Consider the following 21,335-nt stretch of genomic DNA (forward strand, 5'->3'; position numbering starts at 1 on the left):
TATGAGTGAGCACATGAAGGACCACGAGGCGTGGGCCGAGTTCGGTGACGTGCTGCGGTTGCCGATCAACCCCGAGACCGACTATGTCGGCGGGATTCCCTGGGAGGGAGCCGGGTTCAAGCCTGAGTTGCCGCTCGTCGACATCGGCCCCGGCTCGGGCCTGACGACGGTCGCGCTCGCCGAGCAGTTCCCCGACGCCGAGATCATCGCCGTCGAACCCGACCCGTGGATGCGCTCGATGCTCATGATGCGCATCTCCGAGCGCGACTCGCTGCGTGCACGCGCCACCGTCGTGCCGAACTCGATCCTCGACGCGTGGATGCCCGAGCAGATCGGTGGCGCGCTGCTGTTCAACGTCATCTACTTCCTCGGCGGACGCGCGCGCCTCGCGTTCTGGGATCGCATGGCGCAGGTGCTGCCCGAGGGCGCACCGATCCTCATGAGCCGCGCGTACGGCGTCGTCGACACGGGTGAGGAGCTCGTGCGCACGGCGAGTTCGACGATGGGGCGCAACACCTACGAGCGGTGGCGTCAGACGGTTCCGGTCAAGGACGGGCGCGTCGAGATCACCAACACGTACAAGACGATCCGCGGCGGCGAGGTCGTGCGTGAGGTGACGACGAAGATCGCGCCGTTCTCGCTCGACGAGGAACTCGTCGTCTCCGAGATCCCGATCGGCAAGTTCGCCATCGAGGAACTGAGCGAGAAGTACCTCGTCATCCGCCGCGCGCCCGACATCCGACGCTGAGCGCTCGTCGCCGACCGCTTGCCTGAGGTCTGAAAGTCCGCAATTCGTGATTGCAGTCCTCACGAGATGAGTTGAGGTCCGAAACCCTGCAGTGCAGAGTGTCGGACCTCAACTCGTCTGGGCCGGGTTCGCACAGCGTGGGAGGTCACACGACGCGCAGGGCCTCGACGGGCGTCACCGTCGTGGCGCGACGCGCGGGCGGCAGGGCCGCGACGAGGACCAGCGCGAGAGCTGCGACGACGATGACGGCGAGCACCTCGAACGGTAGACCCCAGACGAAGCCGTCGTTGCCGGCCCCGATGAGCGACTGCGCGCCGAGCGAACCGAGCAGCACGCCGAGGGCGATGCCGACGAGCACGGCCGTCAACCCGAGCGCGAGCGACTCGCGCGTCACCATGCCGCGGATCTGACGCGCCGTGAAGCCCATGGCGCGCAGCATGCCGATCTCGCGGCGGCGCTGGATGACGACGAGCGACATCGTGCTGACGAAGCCGACGCCCGCGATGATCGAGGCGATGACGACGAGCGCCATCATGAGGATCGAGACCATGTGCATGACGTCGAGCGCTTGTGCCCTCTCAGCGGCGCTCAGATCCCACGTCGTGATCGACTCCGACAGCGCGGCGCTGCCGGAGGCGAACGTCGTGACGAGGCCGACGCCGATGACGAGGCCGAGCGCGGCGCGCGTCGCGCGCATCGGGTCAGCGACGGCGTTGCGGCGTGCGATGCGCGCGTCGGGACCGGCTCCGAGCAGGCGTCCGAAGATGGCGACCAGGCGCGGCAGGACGAAGGGCGCGCCCGTGATGAGACCGAGACGGCGCACGCGTGCGTCGCGGTGCACGCCGAGCTTGGCGCAGATCGGGGCGTAGAGAAAGTCACCGAAGATGATGAAGGCGCGCGGGTCGACGAGCTGCATGGCGCCGCCTGCTGCCGCCAGGACGAACATCAGGCGCAGGGTGTGACGGCGGACAAGGAACGCAATGAAGATCGCGACGCTCGCCGCCACGCCCCACCCGGAGCCGTTGCGGCCCGACATGACGCTGAGCGACAGCCCTGTCAGGGCAAGTGCAAAGAGCCCCTCGGCCGCCATGATCCAGCGTCGCGCACGTGGCCCGCGGCTCCAGATGTCGTTCACCCGCCCAGCTATTCACGCCGCGCGCCGGGCCGTCGTCATCCTGTGGTGGGATGAGCGCGCGGTAGCGACGCACCGCCGGCGAGGAAGCTTGCGGCAGCCCGCCGCCGTCCGCTTGCTGGACGACGGCGACGTGCGGGTGGTGGTGTGGGGCGCGTCACCCCTAGGTTGGTGGCATGCGCACGGTTCGGGGAGTGAGTCTCCTTCTTCGTTGCCGCGGTGGGGCCAACTAGTCGGCCATCCTCACCGCGGGGTTGAATGGTGCTCGGCCGGCACCCGCAACGAACGCAGTGAGGCGAACACCACCCATGCACGGATCTCAGCAGCCGACGACGATGCCGATCGGCAAGTACGTCCCCTTCCACGAGCAGATCAAGGTCGACCTGCCCGACCGCACGTGGCCCGACAAGATCATCGAGAAGGCGCCGCGTTGGTGCGCCGTCGATCTGCGTGACGGCAACCAGGCGCTCATCGACCCGATGGATTCCGAGCGCAAGATGCGCATGTTCAAGCTGCTCGTGCAGATGGGCTACAAGGACATCGAGGTCGGTTTCCCGTCGGCGTCCGACACGGACTTCAACTTCGTCCGCGAACTGATCGACGGCGGCCACATCCCCGACGACGTGACGATCCAGGTGCTGACGCAGTGCCGCGACCACCTCATCGAGAAGACGTTCGACGCCATCAAGGGTGCGCCGAGCGCGATCGTCCACTTCTACAACTCGACGTCTGTGCTGCAGCGTCGCGTCGTGTTCAACCTCGACGAGGACGGCATCGTCGACATCGCCCTGCAGGGGGCGCGGTTGTGCAAGAAGCTCGCCGAGACGATCCCCGAGACGAAGGTGTACTTCGAGTACTCGCCCGAGTCGTACACGGGCACCGAGCTCGAATTCGCGGCGCGCATCTGCAACGAGGTCATCGGCGTCATCGAGCCGACGCCCGATCACAAGATGATCATCAACCTGCCGGCGACCGTCGAGATGGCGACGCCGAACGTGTACGCCGACTCGGTCGAGTGGATGTCGCGTCACCTCGACAGTCGCGAGTCCGTCGTGCTGTCGCTGCACCCGCACAACGACCGCGGCGAGGGTGTCGCGGCTGCGGAGCTGGGCTACATGGCGGGCGCCGACCGCATCGAGGGCTGCCTGTTCGGCAACGGTGAGCGCACCGGCAACGTCTGCCTCGTCACCCTGGGCATGAACCTGTTCGGTCAGGGCATCGACCCGATGATCGACTTCTCCGACATCCAGACGATCCGTTCGACGGTCGAGTACTGCAACCAGCTGCCCGTCGGCGAACGTCACCCGTACGGCGGCGACCTCGTCTTCACGGCGTTCTCCGGTTCGCACCAGGACGCCATCAAGAAGGGCTTCGACGACATGGAGCGTCAGTCGAAGGAGACGGGCAAGTCGATCGACGAGCTCGTCTGGGGTGTGCCGTATCTGCCCGTCGACCCGCACGACGTCGGGCGCTCGTACGAGGCCGTCGTGCGCGTCAACAGCCAGAGCGGCAAGGGTGGCGTGTCGTACCTGCTGAAGAGCGAGTACAACCTCGACCTGCCGCGCCGCCTGCAGATCGAGTTCGCTGGCGTCGTGCAGCAGTGGACGGACACAGCCGGCGGCGAGGTGGCGCCGCAGTGGCTGTGGTCGACCTTCTCCGACGAGTACCTGCCCGGCACCGGTGAGGGCGAGCGCGCCTGGGGTCGTTTCAAGCCGGTCGGCAGCCAGCTCGACTCGACGGACGACGGCCGCGACAAGATCACCGTCCGTCTGCTCGATCGCGGCGAGCCCGTGACGATCTCGGGTGAGGGTAACGGACCCATCGACGCCTTCTTCGACGCGCTGAGCACCATTGACGTCGACGTGCGCCTCCTCGACTACACGGAGCACACGCTCTCGTCCGGCGAGGATTCGAAGGCTGCGGCGTACGTCGAGTGCGCCATCGGCGACCGCGTGCTGTGGGGCGTCGGCATCCACGAATCGACGGTGCGTGCGTCGCTCATGGCGATCCTGTCGGCCGTCAACCGTGCCGAGCGTGACGCGGAGGCGGCTGCGGCCTGACGGCTGGGCCAAGGGTTGTGGAGGTTCGCGCTCTGGGTAGCGCGAACCTCCACAACTATTTCGGTGTTCCGCGACGCATGAGGCACTCGGTGCGACACGGCATAATGGGACGAGCGGGTGGAACCCAGTGACCGGGGAAGGTGCTGGGCTCCACCCGCTTCGTCGTGTCAGGGTGACGGGCGTTGTGCGAGCATCCCGCGGGGAGCGCTCAGAAGAGCGCCGCATGCGATGACATGCCCGGTCGCCGATGCTTGGACGGGGGCAGCGGAGCGCGAGAGGAATCGTGGGGGAGGCGTCGCAACTCTCGCTCGATCCAGCGCATGATGACGGCGAAGACGTAGGCCTGATGCTCGTCTGTCAGCGGGTGGTGCTTGACGATGCCGTGGTGCTTCGCGAGGCATCCGCGGCAACAGGTCGCCGTCGCGTGTTGAGCCAGGAAGACCGGATGGCCGCGCATCGGGGTCTGCCGGCCGTCGTTGTCGGGATTGGCAGCGGCGAGGCGCTCGCCGATGAAGCGCGCGGCATGGGTTTCGATCTCGCGACGCCCCCGATCGCGCGCGTACCGCGCATCGGCCGGGCTGAGATGGAACTTCGCCCTGAACAATGATCGCCCGATCCGGTCGAGCACGCCGTCAAGGGTTTCGACACTGCGGGTCGCAAGAGTGGGCGTCGAAGAACGGGGCCGTGGGTCGGGCATGGCTACTGCTCCCCAGGTCGTCGAGGCGCGGGCGCCGTGGGCGCGTCCTGTGGTCCCACGCCCCTCGGCTGCAGGCTGACGGCATGCGTCACGGGGTTGAATCTCATCTCACGTCGTAGGGCCGGAACTGGATGCTGATGCGAGGCCCGACGGACTTCGTCGTCTTCGGAACGGCATGCTCCCAGGTCCGTTGACAAGAGCCACCCATGACGAGCAGGTCGCCGTGGCCGATCTGGAAGCGCAGGCTCTGCCCGCCACCGACGGGGCGAAGCGCCAGTGTGCGCGGCGAGCCGATCGAGACGATGGCGATCATCGTGTCCTTCGTGCTCGAGCGGCCCTCCTTGTCGCCGTGCCACGCGACGGAATCACGGCCGTCACGGTAGAGGCACATGCCGGCGGTGGTGAACGGCTCGCCGAGTTCGGGGGCGTAATGGTCGCTCAGCGCGCGTTGGGCGTCGCGCATCACGGGGTCGGGCCAGCGTTCGTCGCCGCGGTAGAAGCGCAGCAAGCGGGGCGTGGTGACCTCCTTGTCCCACATGACGCGACGCTCGCCCTGCCAGTCGACGCCCGCGCTGCCACCGAGCATGAGGCGGCTGAACAACTCGTCAGCGCCGGTGATGAAGCCGGGGCGCAGGTCGACCCAGGCCCCGCGCGTCAGCTGGGTGCGACGGACGGCGCCTACGAGCGGACGCACGCCGACCTCCTCGACCTGGTCGAGCAGCGACCCCTGTAGACCTGCGAACATGTGTTCGATTATGCGCCTCTTGTCCTGACTCGTCCAGCCCCGCCCTTTGCGCCCAGATGCACCCGGGTGCAGTTGGACGCAGGGGGAAACGGCGGGGGTGGGGGAGCAGAACGCATGTCGGCGGCTGAGGCATGCCTGGGGACGCATCCGCCCGGCGAGTTGCGCCGTCAGCGGACGAGACGCGGGCCCGCTATCGCTGACGCAGGCAACCGCGAGACAATGGAGACATGCCTCCCCTCTACCGTGACGCCGCCATCGTGCTGCGCACCCACAAGCTGGGGGAGGCCGATCGCATCATCACGATGCTGACGCGCAATCGCGGCAAGAAGCGCGCCGTCGCGAAGGGCGTGCGCAAGACGAAGTCGAAGTTCGGGGCGCGTCTCGAGCCGGGCATGGTCGTCGACATCCAGCTGCACGAGGGGCGCAACCTCGACGTCGTCACTCAGGTCGACCTCCTCGCCTCCTACGGCGACGCCATCGCGCAGGACTATCCCTCCTACACCGCGTGTGCCGCGATGCTCGAGACGGCAGACCGGCTCTGCGAGGATTCCGACCGCGTCGTGGCCCACTTCAACCTTCTCGCCGGGGCGCTCGCAGCGCTCGCGCAGCGTCAGATCCCCGCGCATCTCGTACTCGACGCCTACCTCGTGCGTTCCGTCGCGACGGCCGGGTGGACGCCGAGCTTCATCGACTGCGCCGGCTGCGGCGACCCCGGCCCGCAGCGTGCGTTCAACCTCGCCGTCGGTGGCGCCGTCTGCCCGCAGTGCCGCCCGCCCGGATCGACCGCGCCGATGCCCGAGACGTTCGTCCTCATGGACGCCCTGCTGCGCGGCCACTGGAACGCCGTCGCCGCGACGAGCGACGACGCGCGTCGACAGTCGAGCAACCTCATCGCCGCATACGTCCAATGGCACCTCGAACACGGCGTGCGCTCGCTCAGGCACGTCGATCGCGGCGACTACACCGTCGTCGCTCGCTCGACCCCACCCGCGACACCCGCCGAGCCTGCGACGCACGACGCGCACCCGGCGTCCTGAGAGACTGTCCTCACCGAGACGTCGGGACACCTACGTCACGCAGCACGACGACAAGAATCACGACCCGAAGGACGACGCCCGTGCCGATCTCACCCGACCCGCACCCCAGCGGCGCCACGCCGCCCGCGATTCCTGCTGAGCTGGTGCCGCAGCACATCGCGATGGTCATGGACGGCAACGGGCGTTGGGCCAACGAGCGCGGTCTGCCGCGCACGAAGGGCCACGAGGCGGGTGAGGCGATGCTGATCGACGTCGTCGCCGGCTGCATCGAACTCGGCGTCAAGAACATCAGCGCCTACGCGTTCTCGACGGAGAACTGGCGCCGTTCGCCGGAGGAGGTGCGCTTCCTCATGGGCTTCAACCGCGACACGATCCGTCGTCGCGTCGACCTGCTCGACTCATGGGGCGTGCGCGTCATCTGGTCAGGGCGCAAGCCGCGGCTGTGGCGTTCTGTCGTGCGCGAGCTCGAAGTCGCCCAGGAGCGGACGAAGAACAACACCGTCTGCACCCTGCAGATGTGCGTCAACTACGGCGGGCGCGCAGAGCTCGTCGATGCCACACGCTCGCTCGCTGACGACGTCGCGGCCGGCCGGTTGAACCCGAAGAAGATCACGGAGAAGACGATCCAGAGCTACCTCTACGCGCCGGATCTGCCGGACGTCGACCTGTTCGTGCGCAGCTCCGGCGAGCAGCGGACGAGCAACTTCCAGCTGTGGCAGAGCGCCTATGCCGAGATGGTCTTCCTCGACACGCTGTGGCCCGACTTCGACCGTCGCAAGCTGTGGGAGGCCGTCGACATCTACGCCCGGCGCGACCGTCGCTATGGCGGAGCCGTCGACGCGGTCGCCGCTCAGCAGGCTGCGGACGACGCTGCGGCGGCAGCTCGGGCGCCGTCGAAGCCCAAGCCGTCCTACGACCCGGTGCTCATGGGGGACCCCGGCGCTGACGGCGGCGGCATCTACGAGGACGACGGCCTCATCGACTGACCCGGCCCCCCTGCGATTTACGAAGGTCGACGAAAAGCGCACAGAGGGAGGCAGTTCGCAGTGGTGTCAGATGCCGGCCGCGTCGCCTGATTCACCCCTCGAGACCGGAGTCCGGGGCAGTGCCGTCATGGTATTCAGTGCCGCCGTGACGCGTCAGCGCCGCCGTGACACGGTGGAGACGGCGCCTTCGTGAGGTGTTTGCGCCGTCGCCATGCGGCAGGGTCAGTGCCGTCGAGACATTCGGTGCGGTCCTGACGGGAGAACCCGCCGCAACGCTTCGGGCGACTCAAGGCCCCGCGTCAGAGGGGGCGGAAGCAGAGGCAGCGGCGGCGTCCTGACTGCACGCGCGACACAGCCCGAAGATCTCGAGCTGGTGGCTGACGGCGGTGAAGCCGTGCTCGGCGGCGATGCCGGAGGCCCAGCGTTCGACCGTCGGGCCCTCGACCTCGACGGTGCGTCCGCACCGTCGGCACACCAGGTGGTGGTGGTGCGTGGGGGAGCAGCTGCGGTAGACGGCTTCACCGTCGTCGGTGCGCAGCACGTCGACGGTGCCGTCCCCGGCGAGCGCCTGCAGGGTGCGGTACACCGTTGCGAGGCCGATCGTCTCACCGTCGGCGCGCAGCTTCGCGTGCAGATCCTGCGCGGAGCAGAACTCGCCGCAGCCGTCGAGCCTCTCGGCGACGGCGCGCTGCTGGCGTGTCGGTTTGCGCGCACTCATCGGACATCCGTCCAGACTCGTCGAAGCTCGAAGCGTCCTGCGCTGTCACACCGCATCATGCGTGCCTTTCGAGGTCTCGACGGCGGGTCGGTGGGCGTCCCAGTGGTCGCCGTGCGGCGCGTGGAACTCACCGTCGTGAAGGTAGTCGACGTGGTCGCCGTGCGGGACGGACGGGTGCCCGCAGCCCTGCCGGTGCTCGTGCGCGTGGTGCGCCACCCGTCGCGCCTGACGAGCGCGCACGGCGTGCACGGTCATCGCCACGAACGACGCGAGCAGGAACAGCGCGATCGCCGCGAGCACGACGGTACCGCCGGGCGGGGTGTCGAGGTAGTACGCGCTGGTGACGCCCAGCGCACCGCTGAGGCAGCCCACGACGACGGCTGCGGCCGTCGTCTGACGGAAGCTACGACCGATCAGCTGGCCCGTCGCGTTGGGCAGGATCATGAGCGCCGAGATGAGCAACAGGCCGATGACGCGCATCGACAACACGACCGTCACCGACGTCAGAATCGACAGCAGCAGATTGAGCGGCACGACGGGCAGCCCCACGGCCCGCGCGTACTCCTCGTCGTTGGCGACGGCGAACAGGCGCTTGCGCAGCACCGTCGTCGCGCCGACGGCGACGAGGGCGAGCGCGCCGAACTGCCACAGCTGGTCGCTCGTCGTCGTGAGGATCGAGCCGAACAGGTACTGACTGATCGACGTCTGCCCCGCGTTGTCGGCGCGTGAGAGCAGTACGACGCCCGCCGCGATACCGCCGTAGAACATGACGGCGAGGGCGACGTCGGCGTTCGTCGTCCCGCGCAGGCGGATGAACTCGATGATGCACGCCGCGACGACGGCCGCGATGAGCGCCGTCAGGATCGGCGAGGCGTGCAGGAGCACCCCGATCGCGACGCCGGCGAGCGCGACGTGGCCGATGCCGTCACCGATGAGCGACAGCCGTCGTTGCACGAGGAACACCCCGACGGACGGCGCGGCCGCCCCGACGAGCAGCGCGGCGACGAACGCGTATCGCATCGCCTCGAGGACGAACAGGTCACCCACGGTGGCCTCCGATCAGAGCGTGGAAGGGAGCGACGGGACGCACGGGCGCCCCATCAGAACACGTAGCGAGCGACTCAGCCACGACGATCCCCCTCCCTGAATCGCCCGTGATCGGGCGCGAACCTGGCGTCGTCGAAGGGTCCGCGCGCGTAGCCCGGCGCGTGGTGCGGCAGGTCCTCGGCGTGGTGGTCGTGGCCGCCGAGCGACGCCCCACCGAGCGACGCGCTGACGCGCTCGCCGTAGCGCGCGGGCGGTCCGTCGAACGTCACGGCGCCGTGCGCGACCTCGACGATGCGCGTGACGATGCCGTGCAGCGCCTCGATCTCGTGCGTGACGATGATCATCGTCACGCCACTCGCGGCGAGGCGCTCGAGCACCTCGGCGAGTACCTCCTGACTGGCGGTGTCGACGCCGGCCGTCGGCTCGTCCATGACGAGGATGTCGGGCTGCGCGGCCAGCGCGCGGGCGATGAGGACGCGTCGGTGCTGACCCCCGGAGAGGGTGGCGACGTCGTCGCGGGAGCGATCGGCGAGCCCGACCTCGGCGAGGGCCGCGGTGACGAGCCGGCGATCCACGGCGTCCGCGCGTCGGTACCAGGGCCGGTGCGGCAGGCGACCCACCTCGACGACCTCTTCCACCGTCGCGCGCACCGACGCCGACAGCGTGTGCCGCTGCGGCACGTAGCCGATGCGCGTGCGCGCCTTGAACGAAGATGCGGGCGTGCCGAACAGCTCGACCTGCCCGCTGACGTGGTCGTTGAGGCCGAGGATGCCGCGCATCAGCGTCGACTTGCCGGAGCCGTTCGGCCCGAGAACCGCGATGATCTCGCCGGGGTTCACCTCGAGCGAGACACCGCTGACGACCGCGCGGCCGTCGTAGCCGAACGCGGCGTCGCGCAGTCGCAGGATGGGGGAGACGCTCACGAGCAGCCCTGGCCCTTCTTCAATGTGGCGAGGTTGGATCTCATCACGGCGAGGTAGTCGCTGCCCTTGCTCGCGTCCGTCAACCCTTCGATCGGGTCGAGGACGTCGACGCGGGCGCCGGTCTGGGAGGCGATGGTCTGAGCCACCTTCGGCGAGACGAGGGTCTCAGCGTAGATCGTCGTCACCTTGTTCTTCTTCACGTAATCGCTGATCGACGACAGCTGCGCCGGCGTCGGCTCGGCCTCGGGGGAGACACCCGACGCGCCGCGCTGCGTCAGCCCATATCGTGCCGCGAGGTAGGCGAACGCCTCGTGGCCGGTCACGATCGTCCGGTTCGTGCAGTGAGCGAGGCCGCCACGGTACTCGGCATCGAGGGCATCGAGATCCTTGACGAGTGACGCGGTGCGCGTGTGGTATCCGTCGGCGTGCTCGGGGTCGTCCTTGGCGAGCCGGTCACCGATCGCCTGGACGACGGCCTTGTAGCGCACCGGGTCGAGCCAGAAGTGCGGGTCGGAACCGCCGGCATGGGAAGCGTGCTCGTGCTCGCTCTCGTCATGGTGGCCCTCCTCTTCGGCTGTGAGGTCGAGGTCGGCCTGCGGCGAGACGTCGAGTGCGCGCCCGGCCTTGGCGCTCGAGGCGACGGCGTCGTCGACGCTGGCCTGGAAGCCCTTCGCGTAGACGATGAGGCCGGCGTCCGCGACGGAGGCGACCTGGCGGGGCGTGAGCTCGACGTCGTGCGGCTCCTGGCCGGCCTTCGTCAGGTTCTTGACGGTGACGTCTGGTCCGCCGATGCGTTCGAGCGCGTACTGCATCGGATAGAAGCTCGCCAGTGTCTGGACGCGGCCGTCGTCGGTGCGCCCGTTCTCGGAGCCGCAGGCGGTGACGCCGAGCCCCAGGGCGGCGGTGAGAGCAACGGTGAACGAGCGACGCATGAACATGACAATGATTCTCACTCAAAGTGAGAATCATTGTCAAAACATGGGGTTACCTCGGGAACGCCAGCACGATCGTCACGCCCAGCGTCAGCACGATGACGGCGGCGCGCGCGAGGCGGTCGAGCGGGCGCAGCTGCTGCCACGACAGGTACAGCAGCCAGGCGAGGAAGGCGGTGACGAGGCCGAACGCGACGGCTCCGACGACGCCGCGCACCGCGATGCCGACGATCATGAGGACGGCGAGGACAGCGAGGATGACCCACTGCGGCAGGCGCGCCAGCGCCCCGATCGCCGGGTCGGAGGCGTGCATGGCCTTCGCGCGGCTCGTGCTGACGGAGACTTCGGGTCGTGGTTCGTTGCGTGACACGGCACCAGGGTAGTGGGCGCGGGCCGGGTGCTGCTCCAGTCGTCATGTCGCCCGCCTTGCGCGCGAGTGGGACACTGGAAGGCGATGACTGTTCTCGAAGCCCCTCCCGCACCCGGTGCGCTCGTGCGCGACCCGTCGGCGCTGCCGCCGCTGCAGATCGGACGGCACACCATCACCTCGCCCGTCGTACTCGCGCCGATGGCGGGCATCACCAACCGTGCGTTCCGGCGCCTGTGTCGTCAGTACGGCGATGACGGCTCCGTCGCCGCGGGTGCGAGCGGCGCGACGTCGCTCTACGTCAGCGAGATGATCACCTCGCGCGCTCTCGTCGAGCGCGTTCCGCTCACGATGAAGCTCATCGAGACCGACCCCGACGAGAACCCGCGCTCCATCCAGCTCTACTGCACCGACCCGCTCAACGCCGGCAAGGCGGCGCGCATCCTCGCCTCGGAGGGCCGTGCGGACCACATCGACCTCAACTTCGGCTGCCCGGTGCCCAAGGTGACGCGCAAGGGCGGCGGTTCCGCGCTGCCATGGAAGACCGAGCTGTTCCGCGGCATCGTCAGCGCCGTCGTGCGCGAGGCGAGCCCGTACGACATCCCCGTCACCGTCAAGATGCGCAAGGGCATCGACACCGATCACCTCACCTACCTCGAGGCGGCGCGCATCGCCGAGGGTGAGGGCGTCGCGGCCGTCGCGCTGCACGCCCGCACGGCCGCACAGGCGTACTCGGGCCACGCGGACTGGTCGGCGATCCGCACCCTCAAGGAGACCGTGACGAGCATCCCGGTGCTCGGAAACGGTGACATCTGGTCGGCCGAGGACGCCATGCGCATGGTCGCCGAGACAGGCTGCGACGGCGTCGTCGTCGGGCGCGGCTGCCTCGGACGGCCCTGGCTGTTCACCGACCTCGCCGCGGCCTTCGCCGGTTCCGACGCCCGCGTCGACCCGACGCTCGGTGAGGTCTGCGCGACGTTGCGCCGCCACGCGGAGTACCTCGTCGAGTTCTACGACGACGAGCTCAAGGGCTGCCGCGACATCCGCAAGCACATCGCCTGGTACTTCAAGGGCTTTCCGGTCGGCTCGCAGCTGCGTCATCAGCTCGCGCTCGTCGACTCCCTCGCCGCGCTCGACGACCTCGTCGCCGGGCTCGACCTCGACGCCCCGTGGCCCGGCGCTGCGGCGGACGGGCCGCGCGGTCGCGCGGGCAGCGAGCGACGCGTCGTCCTGCCCGACGGGTGGCTCGACACGCAGGAGCTCACCGCCGAACAGGCCGCCTGGGTGGCCGAGGCGGAGGCGGAGAACTCCGGGGGCTGACACGCCAGGCGTGTCACGGATCACATCACCCCGGTAGTTCATCGCCCCGTTGCACGCTCGGCATCCAGGAGGACTACCGTGGAGAACAAAGCGTCGCGATGCGGCGCGCCAGCAACACGACACATCAGCGCGTAAGGGGCATGTGGTGAACAACGTGGAGGGCGCGAAGAGCGCATCCGATTCCGTCGACGTCCTGCTCGTCGGCGGCGGCATCGTCAGCGCGACGCTCGGTGCCATGATCCAGCGGGTGCACCCCGAGTGGTCGCTCACCGTCTTCGAACGTCTCGACGAGGTCGCCCTCGAGAGCTCGAACGGCTGGAACAACGCGGGCACCGGCCACGCCGCGCTGTGCGAGCTCAACTACACGCCCGAGGCGGCCGACGGCAGCGTCAACATCTCGAAGGCCATTGCGATCAACGGCCAGTTCCTCACGACGAAGACGTTCTGGGGTTCCCTCGTCACCGAGGGCGCGATGCGTGAGCCGTCGACGTTCATCAACAACACGCCGCACATGGCGTTCGTGCGCGGCGATGCGAACCAGAAGTTCCTGCGCGAGCGCTTCCGCCTCATGAGCGAGCACCCGTTCTTCCACGACATGGAGCACTCGGAGGACTACGGCCAGATCGAGCAGTGGTCGCCGCTGCTCATCGAGGGCCGCCCGGCCGGTGAGAAGATCGCCGCGACCTACGCCCCGAGCGGCACCGACGTCGACTTCGGCGCCGTCACCCGTCAGCTGTTCGAGGACTTCGTCGCCCGCGGCGGCGCACTCGAGCTCAAGCACGAGGTCACCGACATCGAGCGCAATGCCGACGGCTCGTGGAACGTCACCGTCAAGAACCTGCGGGACGGCGCGACGCGCGTCGTGCGCACGAAGGTGCTCATGCTCGGCGCGGGCGGTTACACGCTCAAGCTGCTGCGCAAGGCCGGGGTGCCCGAGGTGAAGGGCTACGGTTTGTTCCCCGTCTCCGGCACGTTCCTGTCGACCGAGAACCCGGCCGTCACCGCCAAGCACCAGACGAAGGTGTACGGCAAGGCCGCCGAGGGCGCGCCGCCCATGTCGATGCCGCACCTCGATGCACGCATCATCGACGGCCAGCGCACCGCGCTGTTCGGCCCGTTCGCCGGTCTCGTGCCGAAGTTCCTCAAGGAGGGCTCGGTTCTCGACCTCTTCCAGTCGCTGCGCACCGACAACGTGCTGCCGATCGCGACCGCCGGCCTTGAGAACCTCGGCCTGACGAAAGTGCTCGCGCAGGATCTGCTCGCGAACCAGGCCAAGCGCATCGAGGCGCTGCACGACTTCGCGCCGACGGCCGTCTCGGACGACTGGAAGCTGTTCACCGCCGGCCAGCGCGCGCAGATCATCAAGCCCATCTCGGGCACGAAGGGCACGCTGCAGTTCGGCACCGAGGTGATCACCTCCGCGAACGGCACGATCGCGGGTGTGCTAGGCGCGTCGCCGGGTGCGTCGACCGCCGTCCCGATCGCGCTCGACATCCTGCGTTCGTCGTTCAAGGACGAATGGGAGCGTTGGGAGAACGAGCTGCGCAGCGTCATCCCGATGCTCGGCACCGACGTTGCGAGCGACCCCCACCGCGCGCTCGAACTCGAGGCCGAGTCTGACACGAAGCTGGGTCTGCCCAAGCGCGGCTGACCCACGCTGACACGACGAACGGCCGGCCCCTGCACGAGCGGGGGCCGGCCGTTCGCGTCTGTCACGGGTGGGGCAGCGAAGGGTGCGAGATCGCCGAGGGGCGCGACGGCTCGGTTCAGTCGCGTTCGACGGGTCGTTCGGGGTCGCTGATCCAGTCCGACCACGACCCGATGTAGACCGCCGGGTCGTCGAACACGCCGCTCACCTCGAGCGCGAGCGCGAGATGCGCGGCCTGCACGCCGGAGCCGCAGTAGACCCCGACGCGTTCATGACGTGGGATGCCACGCGCGGTGAAGCGCGTGGCGAGGTCGTCGCTCGTGAGAAAGCAGCCGTCGGCGCCGATGTTGCTCAGCGCCGGGATGTTGACGGCGCCGGGGATGTGCCCGGCGACCGGGTCGATCGTCTCGTTCTGGCCGGCGAAGCGGTCGGCGGGGCGGGCGTCGACGAGCAGGTGACGCGCGGCGAGCTCCTCCGCGCCGTCGGCATCGACGAGAGTGAGGTGGCGGGGCGTCGCGATGAAGTCACCGCGTTGCGTTGGCGTCGGATCGCCCCCCTCGAGCGCCCCGCCGGCCTGCTTCCACGCGGCGAGACCGCCGTCGAGCACCTGCACGTCGAGCTTGCCGAAATAGCGCAGCAACCACCAGCAGCGGGCCGCGGCGAGGCCGTTCGCGGCGTCGTAGACAACGACGGGCACATCGTTGCGGACGCCGGCGGCGCGCATCGCGTCCTGGAACCGATCGAGCGACGGCATCGGATGACGCCCGCCCGCGCCGTCGTCGCTGACCGCGTCGCTGAGGGCGTCCTCGAACTCAACCCAGCAGGCGCCGGGCAGGTGTGCGTGCAGGTACGCCTCGTGCATCGAGGGCTGCCCGAGCGCCCACCGCACGTCGAGCAGGTGGAAGCGTTCGCCGGCTTCTAGGCGTGCGGCGAGTCGGTGAGCTGACACGAGCGGGTGCGGCAGGTGCGTCATGCTGTCAGCGTAGCGAGCCGGGGCCCGGCGTGGCGCCCGATGCGACGGCTGTTGTCGGCGTCGTGTGGCACGCTTTAGGCATGTGCCGCAACATCCGCCCGCTCAACAACTTCGCGCCCCCCGCGACTGACGAGGAGGTGCGTGCCGCAGCCCTGCAGTACGTGCGCAAGATCGGCGGCTCGGCCAAGCCGTCGAGCGCCAACGAAGCCGCCTACGAGCGCGCCGTCGACGTCATCGCGCAGGCCTCGCGCGAGCTGATCGACTCTCTCGTGACGAGCGCGCCGCCCAAGGACCGCGAGGTCGAGGCGAGCAAGGCGCGCGCCCGCGCGGCGCAGCGCTACGCGGCGGTGGCGAGCTGATGGCCGACATCATCGTCGAACCCGTCGGCGAGGCCGAGCAGACCGTTCTCGACGGCTGGCTCGATGACGCGGCGCGCTGGAACATAGACGTCACCGACGTCGCGACGATCGACGCGGCGTACGAGAGTTACGTCGACCGGGTCATCGCGCAGGACGAGACCGAGCGCGAGGATCCGACGCCGTTCGTCGCGATGATCGGCTTCGCGCTGGGGCAGTGGTTGACCCTGGAGACGGTGCTCGAGTGGCGGGTCATCACGGACGCCGAGGGCCGCGACATCGGGCTGTCGCTGCCGGACGAGTCGAGCATCATGTTCCCGAGCGACTTCGTCGCCGATGCCTGGAACGAGATGCAGCGCGACTGGCTCGCCGACTGGGCACGCGACCTACGCACGCAGCTCGAGGTGCTTCGCTGAGCACGTACGCGGCGCGCGATCGGGAGCGCTTCGTCGCGGAGGATCGCACCCGCAAGCGCAGTGATCGTGACGACTTCGCGCGCGATCGAGCGCGCATCGTGCACAGCGCCTCGCTGCGGAGGCTGTCGACGAAGACGCAGGTGTGGCAGGCCGGGACGGACGACTTCGTGCGCAACCGGTTGACGCACTCGCTCGAGGTCGCGCAGATCGGGCGCGATCTCGCGGACGCGCTCGGTTGCAACTCGGACGTCGTCGACGCCGCATGTCTCGCGCACGACATCGGCCACCCGCCGTTCGGGCACTTCGGCGAGAGCGTGCTCGACGCGCTCGCGGCCGACATCGGCGGGTTCGAGGGCAACGCGCAGACCTTCCGGCTGCTGACGCGCCTCGAGGCGAAGCGGCACACCTCGGGAGGGCGCTCCGTCGGGCTCAATCTCACGCGCGCGACGCTCGACGCGGCGACGAAGTACCCGTGGCGCCGTGGCGAGGGCCCGGCGGGCACCACGAAGTTCGGTGTCTACGACGACGACGCGGACGTCTTCGCGTTCGTGCGCGCCGAGGCGCCGGCGCGCACGTGCCTCGAGGCGCAGGTCATGGACTGGGCCGACGACGTCGCCTACAGCGTCCATGACATCGAGGACGCCGTCGCGGCCGGTGCGCTGGAGTTGCGGGCGTTGCGCTCGCCGACCGAGCGTGCCGGCGTCATCGCCGAAGCGCGCGCCCGGTACGCGCCCGATCTGAGTGATGACGCGCTCGCGGAGGCCTTCGACGCCCTGCTGCACGACGACCTGCCGGCATCGTTCGTCGGTTCGCACCGCGATCTGGCGGCGTTGAAGGACATGACGAGCACGCTCATCGGCCGTTTCGCCGCGGCGCCCGAGGACGCCACGCGCGCCGTGTACGGCCACCAGCCGCTGGCGCGGTACGACGCTGCGCTCGTCGTGCCCGACGACGTGCGTGCACAGGTCGCGGTGCTCAAGGGAATGTCGGCGCACTTCGTCATGTTCACGCAGGCACGCGAGGCGCAGCACCGGGTGCAGCGCGAGGTCGTCGAGTCGCACGTGGCCCGTCTCGTCCGCGACCCGGAGCGCATGGACGTGCCTTTCGTCGACGACGCGCGCGCCGCGGCCGACGATGCCGGCGTGCTTCGCGTCGTCATCGACCAGGTCGCGTCGTTGACGGACGGGCGAGCGCTCGCGGAGGCGGCGCACGCCCCGTCGTGACGATCGGATGGGGTTGTCGGTGGCCGCGCCTACACTGACGGTGCGTGCCGAGCCGGCCGTGGCCGGGCATCGCGTGAGGTGGGAAGGAGTGACGTGGCGGGGCTGATCAAGGCAGAGGACATCGCTGCCGTGAAGGATCGCGTCAACATCGAGGACGTCGTCTCCGAGCACGTGACGCTGCGGCGCGCGGGCGCCGGTTCGCTCAAGGGGTTGTGCCCCTTCCACGACGAGAAGACGCCGAGCTTCACCGTGCGTCCCGCCGTCGGCGTCTATCACTGCTTCGGGTGCGGTCAGTCGGGTGACGTCATCTCGTTCGTCATGGAGACCGAGCACCTGTCGTTCACCGAGTCCGTCGAACGTCTCGCGGCGAAGGCCGGAATGGTGCTGCGCTACGAGGAGGGCGAGCGGCCCGACCGCGAGCCGCCGGGGCGGCGCATGCGGCTCGTCGAGACGCACCGCGTGGCGGAGGAGTTCTACACCGAGGCGCTGCTTCGCGACCCGTCTGCCCGCGCCGGGCGGGATTTCCTGCGCGCCAAGGGTTTCGACGGCAAGGCCGCCCAGCACTTCGGCGTCGGCTTCGCGCCACGCACCGGCGACGCGCTGACGGCGCACCTGCGCGCCAAGGGCTTCAGCCCCGAGGAGATGACGACCGCCGGGCTCGTCGGTCAGTCGTCGCGGGGCCTCTATGACCGGTTCCGTGGCCGCGTCGTCTGGCCGATCCGCGACATCACGGGCGACACCGTCGGCTTCGGCGCGCGCCGCATCTTCGAAGACGACCGCATCGAGGCGAAGTACCTCAACACGAGCGAGACGCCGATCTACAAGAAGACCCACGTCCTGTACGGGTTGGACCTCGCGAAGAAGACGATCGCGCGCGAGCGACGCGCTGTCGTCGTCGAGGGCTACACCGACGTCATGGCCGCGCACCTCGCGGGCGTCGACAATGCCGTCGCGACGTGTGGCACGGCGTTCGGCGTGGATCACATCAAGTCGTTGCGTCGCATCATGCGTGACGAGGCCGGGGGCACCCCCGCGCGCGTCATCTTCACGTTCGACGGTGACGCCGCCGGCCAGAAGGCGGCGATGAAGGCGTTCGACGAGGATCAGCGCTGGGCGAGCCAGTCGTTCGTCGCCGTCGCGAAGGACGGGATGGACCCGTGCGACCTGCGCCTGCGCCAGGGCGATGAGGCGGTGCGCGGTCTCATCGAAGACGCGGTGCCGATGTTCGAGTTCGCCGTGCGCACGACGATCGCGGGGTTCGACCTCGACCACGCGGAAGGGCGCGTCGCCGCCATGCGCGCGGTGGCCCCCATCATCGCCGGCATCCGTGACCAGACGCTGCGGCCCGAGTACGTGCGCACGGTCGCCGGGTGGATCGGAGTCGAGATCGAGCAGCTCAGCGCCGCCGTGCGCACCGCGCCGCGCGGCAAGCTGAGCGAGCGACGCCCGCCGCGGCGGGAGGGGTTGCCGGCCGCATCGTGGCAGGGTTCTCAGCAGCCATCGTCGGGCCCCGGCGGTGGGCAGCGCGAGGGCCAGGGCGTGTCGGAGGCCGCTGAGCCGCAGCGTCCGAGCATCCCGAAGCCGAACCCGCGTGATCCGTCGATCGCGGGGGAGCGGCAGCTGTTGCAGGTGATGCTGCAGTACCCGGAGTCGTTGAAGGGCACCGTGTTCGATCAGCTCGTACCGGGGGACTTCAGCGCGCCGGCGCACCAGCTCATCCTGGCGGCGGCGATCGGGGCCGGGGGACCGGGTTCCGTGGCGTCGATCGGGGCGTGGAACGAGGCCGTACGCCGCGGCACCGACCCGCAGCTGCACGACGTGCTCAACGAGCTCGTCGTCCGTGACCTGCCGACGAAACTCGACGAGGCGACGGGCCGCCCGGATGAGCGATATGTCGCGGCGCTCATCCAGAACGTGCAGGAGGGCGCGCTCAGCTCGGCGATCGCCGATGCCATGGGGCAGCTTCGCCGTCTCGACCCGAACGCGCCGGGTTACGCAGACGCCTCCCGCGCAGCGAGTGCGCGCCTGTTCCAGTTGCAGACGCAGCTCAACGCGCTGCGCGAGGCCGGTCTGAGATAGGTGCCCCGGGCGAGCGCAACGCTGCGATTGTGAACGCGCGTCGAACCTTTGCTATAGTTACGGCGCGCCAAACGTTCGGGTGAGAGCCTGAACCGCTGGGTCGAGCATTCCCCTATAGCTCAATTGGCAGAGCATTCGACTGTTAATCGGAGGGTTCTTGGTTCGAGTCCAAGTGGGGGAGCATCACCGAGAACCGCCTCGTATCGCGATGATACGGGGCGGTTCTCGCATGCTGTGGCGGCTCGTGCGCCGCTGAGCGCGTCCTGACGCAACACGACGCGGGGGGCCTCGACCGATCATGGTCGAGGCCCCCGCGTCGTGTGCGCGAACGTCAGGTCGTGTGTTGCTCGCCGAAGTTGACGCCCGGGGCGCCGGTGACGGCGACCCCGGCGGTCACGCCCGCGCCCGGCCCGTCGCCGTGTTCGCTCGCGCCGGCTGCCTGCCCGCGGTTCTGCAGGCGCTTCTCGACGAGGATGGCGATCTTCGAGATCGTGTAGTTGAGCGCGATGTAGATGAGCGCCACGACGAAGATCATCGGCACGATGTTCGCCGACGAGACCGCGGCGTTCTTGGCCTTGTAGAGCATCTCACCGTAGAGCACGTTGTACCCCAGCGCGGTGTCCTTGAGCACGACGACGAGCTGGCTGATGAGCGTCGGCATCATCGCGGTGATCGCCTGCGGCAGCAGGATCGAGCGCAGGGTCTGCGTCTGTGTCAGACCGACGGACAGACCCGCCTCGCGCTGCCCGTTCGGCAGCTGGTCGACGCCGGAGCGGATGACCTCGGCGACGACCGCACCGTTGTAGATGATGAGGGCGACGACCGTCGCGATGAACGGGTTGTTGTCGTTGTCACCGCGGGTCGAGAGCCAGCCGTAGACGAACAGCATCATGAGCAACACGGGCACGGCACGGCCCAGCTCGACGATGACGCCGGCGACCCACCGCAGGGGCCGCACGTGCGACATGCGGGCCATCGCGAAGACGATGCCGAAGACGGCGGCGCCGACCATGGCGGTGCCGGCGGCCTTCAACGTGCCGAGCAGGCCCGGCAGGATGTAGTCCTGCCACGTCGAGGCCTCGAGGAACGGCTTCCACATGGCCGAGGTGAGCTGGCCCTTGTCGTCGAGACGGCGGTAGACGAGCCACAGCAGGCCGAGAAGGACGAGAGCGCCGAGCACCGTCAGGACGGCGTGTCGCCGGCGGGCCTTCGGGCCCGGGGCGTCGAAGAGAACTCCGCTACTCATCGCTTCACCGCCAGTTTCTTGCCGAGGTAGCCGACGAGCAGACCCGTCGGCAGGGTCAGTGCCACGAAGGCGAGGGCCGAGGCGAAGAACGCCTGGTTGAGCAGGCCCGGGTCGTCCTCGGTCACCTTCGCCAGCATCGCGGCCATCTCCATGACGCCGATGACGACGGCGACGGTGGTGTTCTTCGTCAGCGCGATGAGCGCGTTGCCGAGGGGGACGATCGCGCCGCGGAACGCCTGCGGCAGGATGACCTCACGCAGCGACTGGCTGAACGTGAGCCCGATCGAACGCGCGGCCTCGGCCTGCCCGAGCGGGATCGTGTTGACGCCGGAACGCAGCGCCTCGCAGACGTAGGCGGCGTGGTAGACCGTCAGGCCGATCACCGCGAGGCGGAAGTTGTTCGACGTGAAGAAGTCGGGGCTCTTGCTGTCAGCGAGCTCGACGCCGAGCTTGGCCCACAGCACGAGGTTGCACGACAGGATGATGAGCGTCAGGGGAGTGTTGCGGAAGATGTTGATGTAGGACGTGCCGAGGAAGCGCAGCATCGGCACCGGCGACATGCGCAGGACGGCGACGAGCGTGCCGAGGACGAGGGAGCCCACGGCGGCCACGAGGGTCAGCTTGATCGTCATCCACAACGCGTCGAGCAGATGATAATCGCTGAAAAGCGTTGACATGCAAG

The 21,335-nt window shown here is 69.0% G+C and carries 21 protein-coding genes and 1 tRNA gene; 11 read left to right on the forward strand and 11 right to left on the reverse strand.

The window, feature by feature from the left end; translation table 11 throughout:
* Nucleotide 1 precedes the first annotated feature (1 nt).
* Complete coding sequence (locus HMPREF0321_RS03455; RefSeq protein ID WP_254653963.1) at nt 2–748, forward strand: trans-aconitate 2-methyltransferase; 747 nt, start codon at nt 2–4, stop codon at nt 746–748.
* A 145-nt stretch (nt 749–893) separates the two neighbouring features.
* Here HMPREF0321_RS03455 and HMPREF0321_RS03460 read toward each other — a convergent pair whose 3' ends face one another.
* Nucleotides 894–1,883, reverse strand: coding sequence for an ABC transporter permease (locus tag HMPREF0321_RS03460; protein ID WP_006944175.1), 990 nt, complete (start codon nt 1,881–1,883; stop codon nt 894–896).
* A gap of 305 nt (nt 1,884–2,188) precedes the next feature.
* Between HMPREF0321_RS03460 and leuA the strand changes: the two genes are divergently transcribed.
* Nucleotides 2,189–3,940, forward strand: coding sequence for a 2-isopropylmalate synthase (gene leuA / locus HMPREF0321_RS03465; protein WP_040014391.1), 1,752 nt, complete (start codon nt 2,189–2,191; stop codon nt 3,938–3,940).
* Between the two features lie 208 nt (nt 3,941–4,148).
* Here the strand turns inward: leuA and HMPREF0321_RS03470 are convergent, their stop codons facing one another.
* Both HMPREF0321_RS03470 and HMPREF0321_RS03475 read right to left on the reverse strand, forming a co-directional pair.
* Nucleotides 4,149–4,568, reverse strand: a complete 420-nt coding sequence (locus HMPREF0321_RS03470; RefSeq protein WP_202775001.1) for a DUF4186 domain-containing protein — start codon at nt 4,566–4,568, stop codon at nt 4,149–4,151.
* Between the two features lie 172 nt (nt 4,569–4,740).
* Nucleotides 4,741–5,382 carry an alpha-ketoglutarate-dependent dioxygenase AlkB gene (locus tag HMPREF0321_RS03475; protein WP_006944196.1) on the reverse strand — a complete coding sequence of 214 codons (642 nt, stop codon included), beginning with the start codon at nt 5,380–5,382 and terminating at the stop codon, nt 4,741–4,743.
* A gap of 227 nt (nt 5,383–5,609) precedes the next feature.
* Here HMPREF0321_RS03475 and recO point away from each other — a divergent pair, with 227 nt between their 5' ends.
* Both recO and HMPREF0321_RS03485 read left to right on the forward strand, forming a co-directional pair.
* Nucleotides 5,610–6,419, forward strand: a complete 810-nt coding sequence (gene recO, locus HMPREF0321_RS03480) for a DNA repair protein RecO (RefSeq protein ID WP_006944253.1) — start codon at nt 5,610–5,612, stop codon at nt 6,417–6,419.
* A 56-nt stretch (nt 6,420–6,475) separates the two neighbouring features.
* Nucleotides 6,476–7,405 carry an isoprenyl transferase gene (locus HMPREF0321_RS03485; protein ID WP_371168039.1) on the forward strand — a complete coding sequence of 310 codons (930 nt, stop codon included), beginning with the start codon at nt 6,476–6,478 and terminating at the stop codon, nt 7,403–7,405.
* Nucleotides 7,406–7,691: 286 nt separating this feature from the next.
* Here HMPREF0321_RS03485 and HMPREF0321_RS03490 read toward each other — a convergent pair whose 3' ends face one another.
* The 5 genes from HMPREF0321_RS03490 to HMPREF0321_RS03510 form a co-directional block, all read right to left on the reverse strand.
* The gene (locus HMPREF0321_RS03490; RefSeq protein ID WP_006944276.1) at nt 7,692–8,123 is read right to left on the reverse strand and encodes a Fur family transcriptional regulator; all 432 of its coding nucleotides are present in this window, start codon (nt 8,121–8,123) and stop codon (nt 7,692–7,694) included.
* A 45-nt stretch (nt 8,124–8,168) separates the two neighbouring features.
* On the reverse strand, nt 8,169–9,170 hold the full coding sequence (locus HMPREF0321_RS03495; RefSeq protein WP_006944160.1) for a metal ABC transporter permease: 1,002 nt from the start codon (nt 9,168–9,170) through the stop codon (nt 8,169–8,171).
* 74 nt (nt 9,171–9,244) lie between these two features.
* Entirely contained in the window at nt 9,245–10,093 is an 849-nt protein-coding gene (locus tag HMPREF0321_RS03500) for a metal ABC transporter ATP-binding protein (protein WP_006944281.1), read from the reverse strand.
* Nucleotides 10,090–11,031, reverse strand: a complete 942-nt coding sequence (locus tag HMPREF0321_RS03505) for a metal ABC transporter substrate-binding protein (RefSeq protein ID WP_040014392.1) — start codon at nt 11,029–11,031, stop codon at nt 10,090–10,092. The genes HMPREF0321_RS03500 and HMPREF0321_RS03505 overlap by 4 nt, the downstream gene beginning before the upstream one ends.
* A 46-nt stretch (nt 11,032–11,077) precedes the next feature.
* Entirely contained in the window at nt 11,078–11,395 is a 318-nt protein-coding gene (locus HMPREF0321_RS03510) for a DUF6703 family protein (protein ID WP_006944183.1), read from the reverse strand.
* Nucleotides 11,396–11,479: 84 nt separating this feature from the next.
* Here HMPREF0321_RS03510 and dusB point away from each other — a divergent pair, with 84 nt between their 5' ends.
* Together dusB and mqo are read left to right on the forward strand one after the other, a co-directional pair.
* The gene (dusB, locus tag HMPREF0321_RS03515) at nt 11,480–12,712 is read left to right on the forward strand and encodes a tRNA dihydrouridine synthase DusB (protein WP_006944180.1); all 1,233 of its coding nucleotides are present in this window, start codon (nt 11,480–11,482) and stop codon (nt 12,710–12,712) included.
* A 154-nt stretch (nt 12,713–12,866) separates the two neighbouring features.
* Nucleotides 12,867–14,363 carry a malate dehydrogenase (quinone) gene (gene mqo / locus HMPREF0321_RS03520; protein ID WP_006944200.1) on the forward strand — a complete coding sequence of 499 codons (1,497 nt, stop codon included), beginning with the start codon at nt 12,867–12,869 and terminating at the stop codon, nt 14,361–14,363.
* 115 nt (nt 14,364–14,478) lie between these two features.
* Here the strand turns inward: mqo and HMPREF0321_RS03525 are convergent, their stop codons facing one another.
* Nucleotides 14,479–15,333 carry a sulfurtransferase gene (locus HMPREF0321_RS03525; protein ID WP_006944323.1) on the reverse strand — a complete coding sequence of 285 codons (855 nt, stop codon included), beginning with the start codon at nt 15,331–15,333 and terminating at the stop codon, nt 14,479–14,481.
* Nucleotides 15,334–15,413: 80 nt separating this feature from the next.
* Here HMPREF0321_RS03525 and HMPREF0321_RS03530 point away from each other — a divergent pair, with 80 nt between their 5' ends.
* The 5 genes from HMPREF0321_RS03530 (at nt 15,414) to HMPREF0321_RS03550 (ending at nt 19,588) form a co-directional block, all read left to right on the forward strand.
* Entirely contained in the window at nt 15,414–15,692 is a 279-nt protein-coding gene (locus HMPREF0321_RS03530; protein WP_040014394.1) for a DUF2277 domain-containing protein, read from the forward strand.
* Entirely contained in the window at nt 15,692–16,105 is a 414-nt protein-coding gene (locus HMPREF0321_RS03535; RefSeq protein WP_006944331.1) for a DUF3806 domain-containing protein, read from the forward strand. The genes HMPREF0321_RS03530 and HMPREF0321_RS03535 overlap by 1 nt, the downstream gene beginning before the upstream one ends.
* Nucleotides 16,102–17,328, forward strand: a complete 1,227-nt coding sequence (locus tag HMPREF0321_RS03540) for a deoxyguanosinetriphosphate triphosphohydrolase (protein ID WP_040014413.1) — start codon at nt 16,102–16,104, stop codon at nt 17,326–17,328. Before HMPREF0321_RS03535 ends, HMPREF0321_RS03540 begins: the two co-directional genes overlap by 4 nt.
* A 93-nt stretch (nt 17,329–17,421) precedes the next feature.
* On the forward strand, nt 17,422–19,407 hold the full coding sequence (gene dnaG, locus HMPREF0321_RS03545; RefSeq protein WP_006944304.1) for a DNA primase: 1,986 nt from the start codon (nt 17,422–17,424) through the stop codon (nt 19,405–19,407).
* A gap of 108 nt (nt 19,408–19,515) precedes the next feature.
* Nucleotides 19,516–19,588, forward strand: a tRNA-Asn gene (locus tag HMPREF0321_RS03550).
* A 150-nt stretch (nt 19,589–19,738) separates the two neighbouring features.
* Here HMPREF0321_RS03550 and HMPREF0321_RS03555 read toward each other — a convergent pair.
* A complete protein-coding gene (locus tag HMPREF0321_RS03555) occupies nt 19,739–20,653 on the reverse strand; it encodes an amino acid ABC transporter permease (RefSeq protein ID WP_006944182.1) in 915 nt (304 codons plus the stop codon).
* Complete coding sequence (locus HMPREF0321_RS03560) at nt 20,650–21,330, reverse strand: amino acid ABC transporter permease (RefSeq protein WP_006944292.1); 681 nt, start codon at nt 21,328–21,330, stop codon at nt 20,650–20,652. The genes HMPREF0321_RS03555 and HMPREF0321_RS03560 overlap by 4 nt, the downstream gene beginning before the upstream one ends.
* Between the last annotated feature and the right edge of the window lie 5 nt (nt 21,331–21,335).

The organism is Dermacoccus sp. Ellin185 (genome assembly GCF_000152185.1).
Lineage (GTDB): Bacteria > Actinomycetota > Actinomycetes > Actinomycetales > Dermatophilaceae > Dermacoccus > Dermacoccus nishinomiyaensis.

Coding starts and splice junctions, on each gene's coding strand:
- HMPREF0321_RS03455 (WP_254653963.1), top strand. CDS start 2: ATGAGTGAGCACATGAAGGACCACGAGGCGTGGGCCGAGTTCGGTGAC.
- leuA (WP_040014391.1), top strand. CDS start 2,189: ATGCACGGATCTCAGCAGCCGACGACGATGCCGATCGGCAAGTACGTC.
- HMPREF0321_RS03475 (WP_006944196.1), bottom strand. CDS start 5,382: ATGTTCGCAGGTCTACAGGGGTCGCTGCTCGACCAGGTCGAGGAGGTC.
- recO (WP_006944253.1), top strand. CDS start 5,610: ATGCCTCCCCTCTACCGTGACGCCGCCATCGTGCTGCGCACCCACAAG.
- HMPREF0321_RS03490 (WP_006944276.1), bottom strand. CDS start 8,123: ATGAGTGCGCGCAAACCGACACGCCAGCAGCGCGCCGTCGCCGAGAGG.
- HMPREF0321_RS03505 (WP_040014392.1), bottom strand. CDS start 11,031: ATGTTCATGCGTCGCTCGTTCACCGTTGCTCTCACCGCCGCCCTGGGG.
- dusB (WP_006944180.1), top strand. CDS start 11,480: ATGACTGTTCTCGAAGCCCCTCCCGCACCCGGTGCGCTCGTGCGCGAC.
- HMPREF0321_RS03525 (WP_006944323.1), bottom strand. CDS start 15,333: ATGACGCACCTGCCGCACCCGCTCGTGTCAGCTCACCGACTCGCCGCA.
- HMPREF0321_RS03530 (WP_040014394.1), top strand. CDS start 15,414: ATGTGCCGCAACATCCGCCCGCTCAACAACTTCGCGCCCCCCGCGACT.
- HMPREF0321_RS03535 (WP_006944331.1), top strand. CDS start 15,692: ATGGCCGACATCATCGTCGAACCCGTCGGCGAGGCCGAGCAGACCGTT.
- HMPREF0321_RS03555 (WP_006944182.1), bottom strand. CDS start 20,653: ATGAGTAGCGGAGTTCTCTTCGACGCCCCGGGCCCGAAGGCCCGCCGG.
- HMPREF0321_RS03560 (WP_006944292.1), bottom strand. CDS start 21,330: ATGTCAACGCTTTTCAGCGATTATCATCTGCTCGACGCGTTGTGGATG.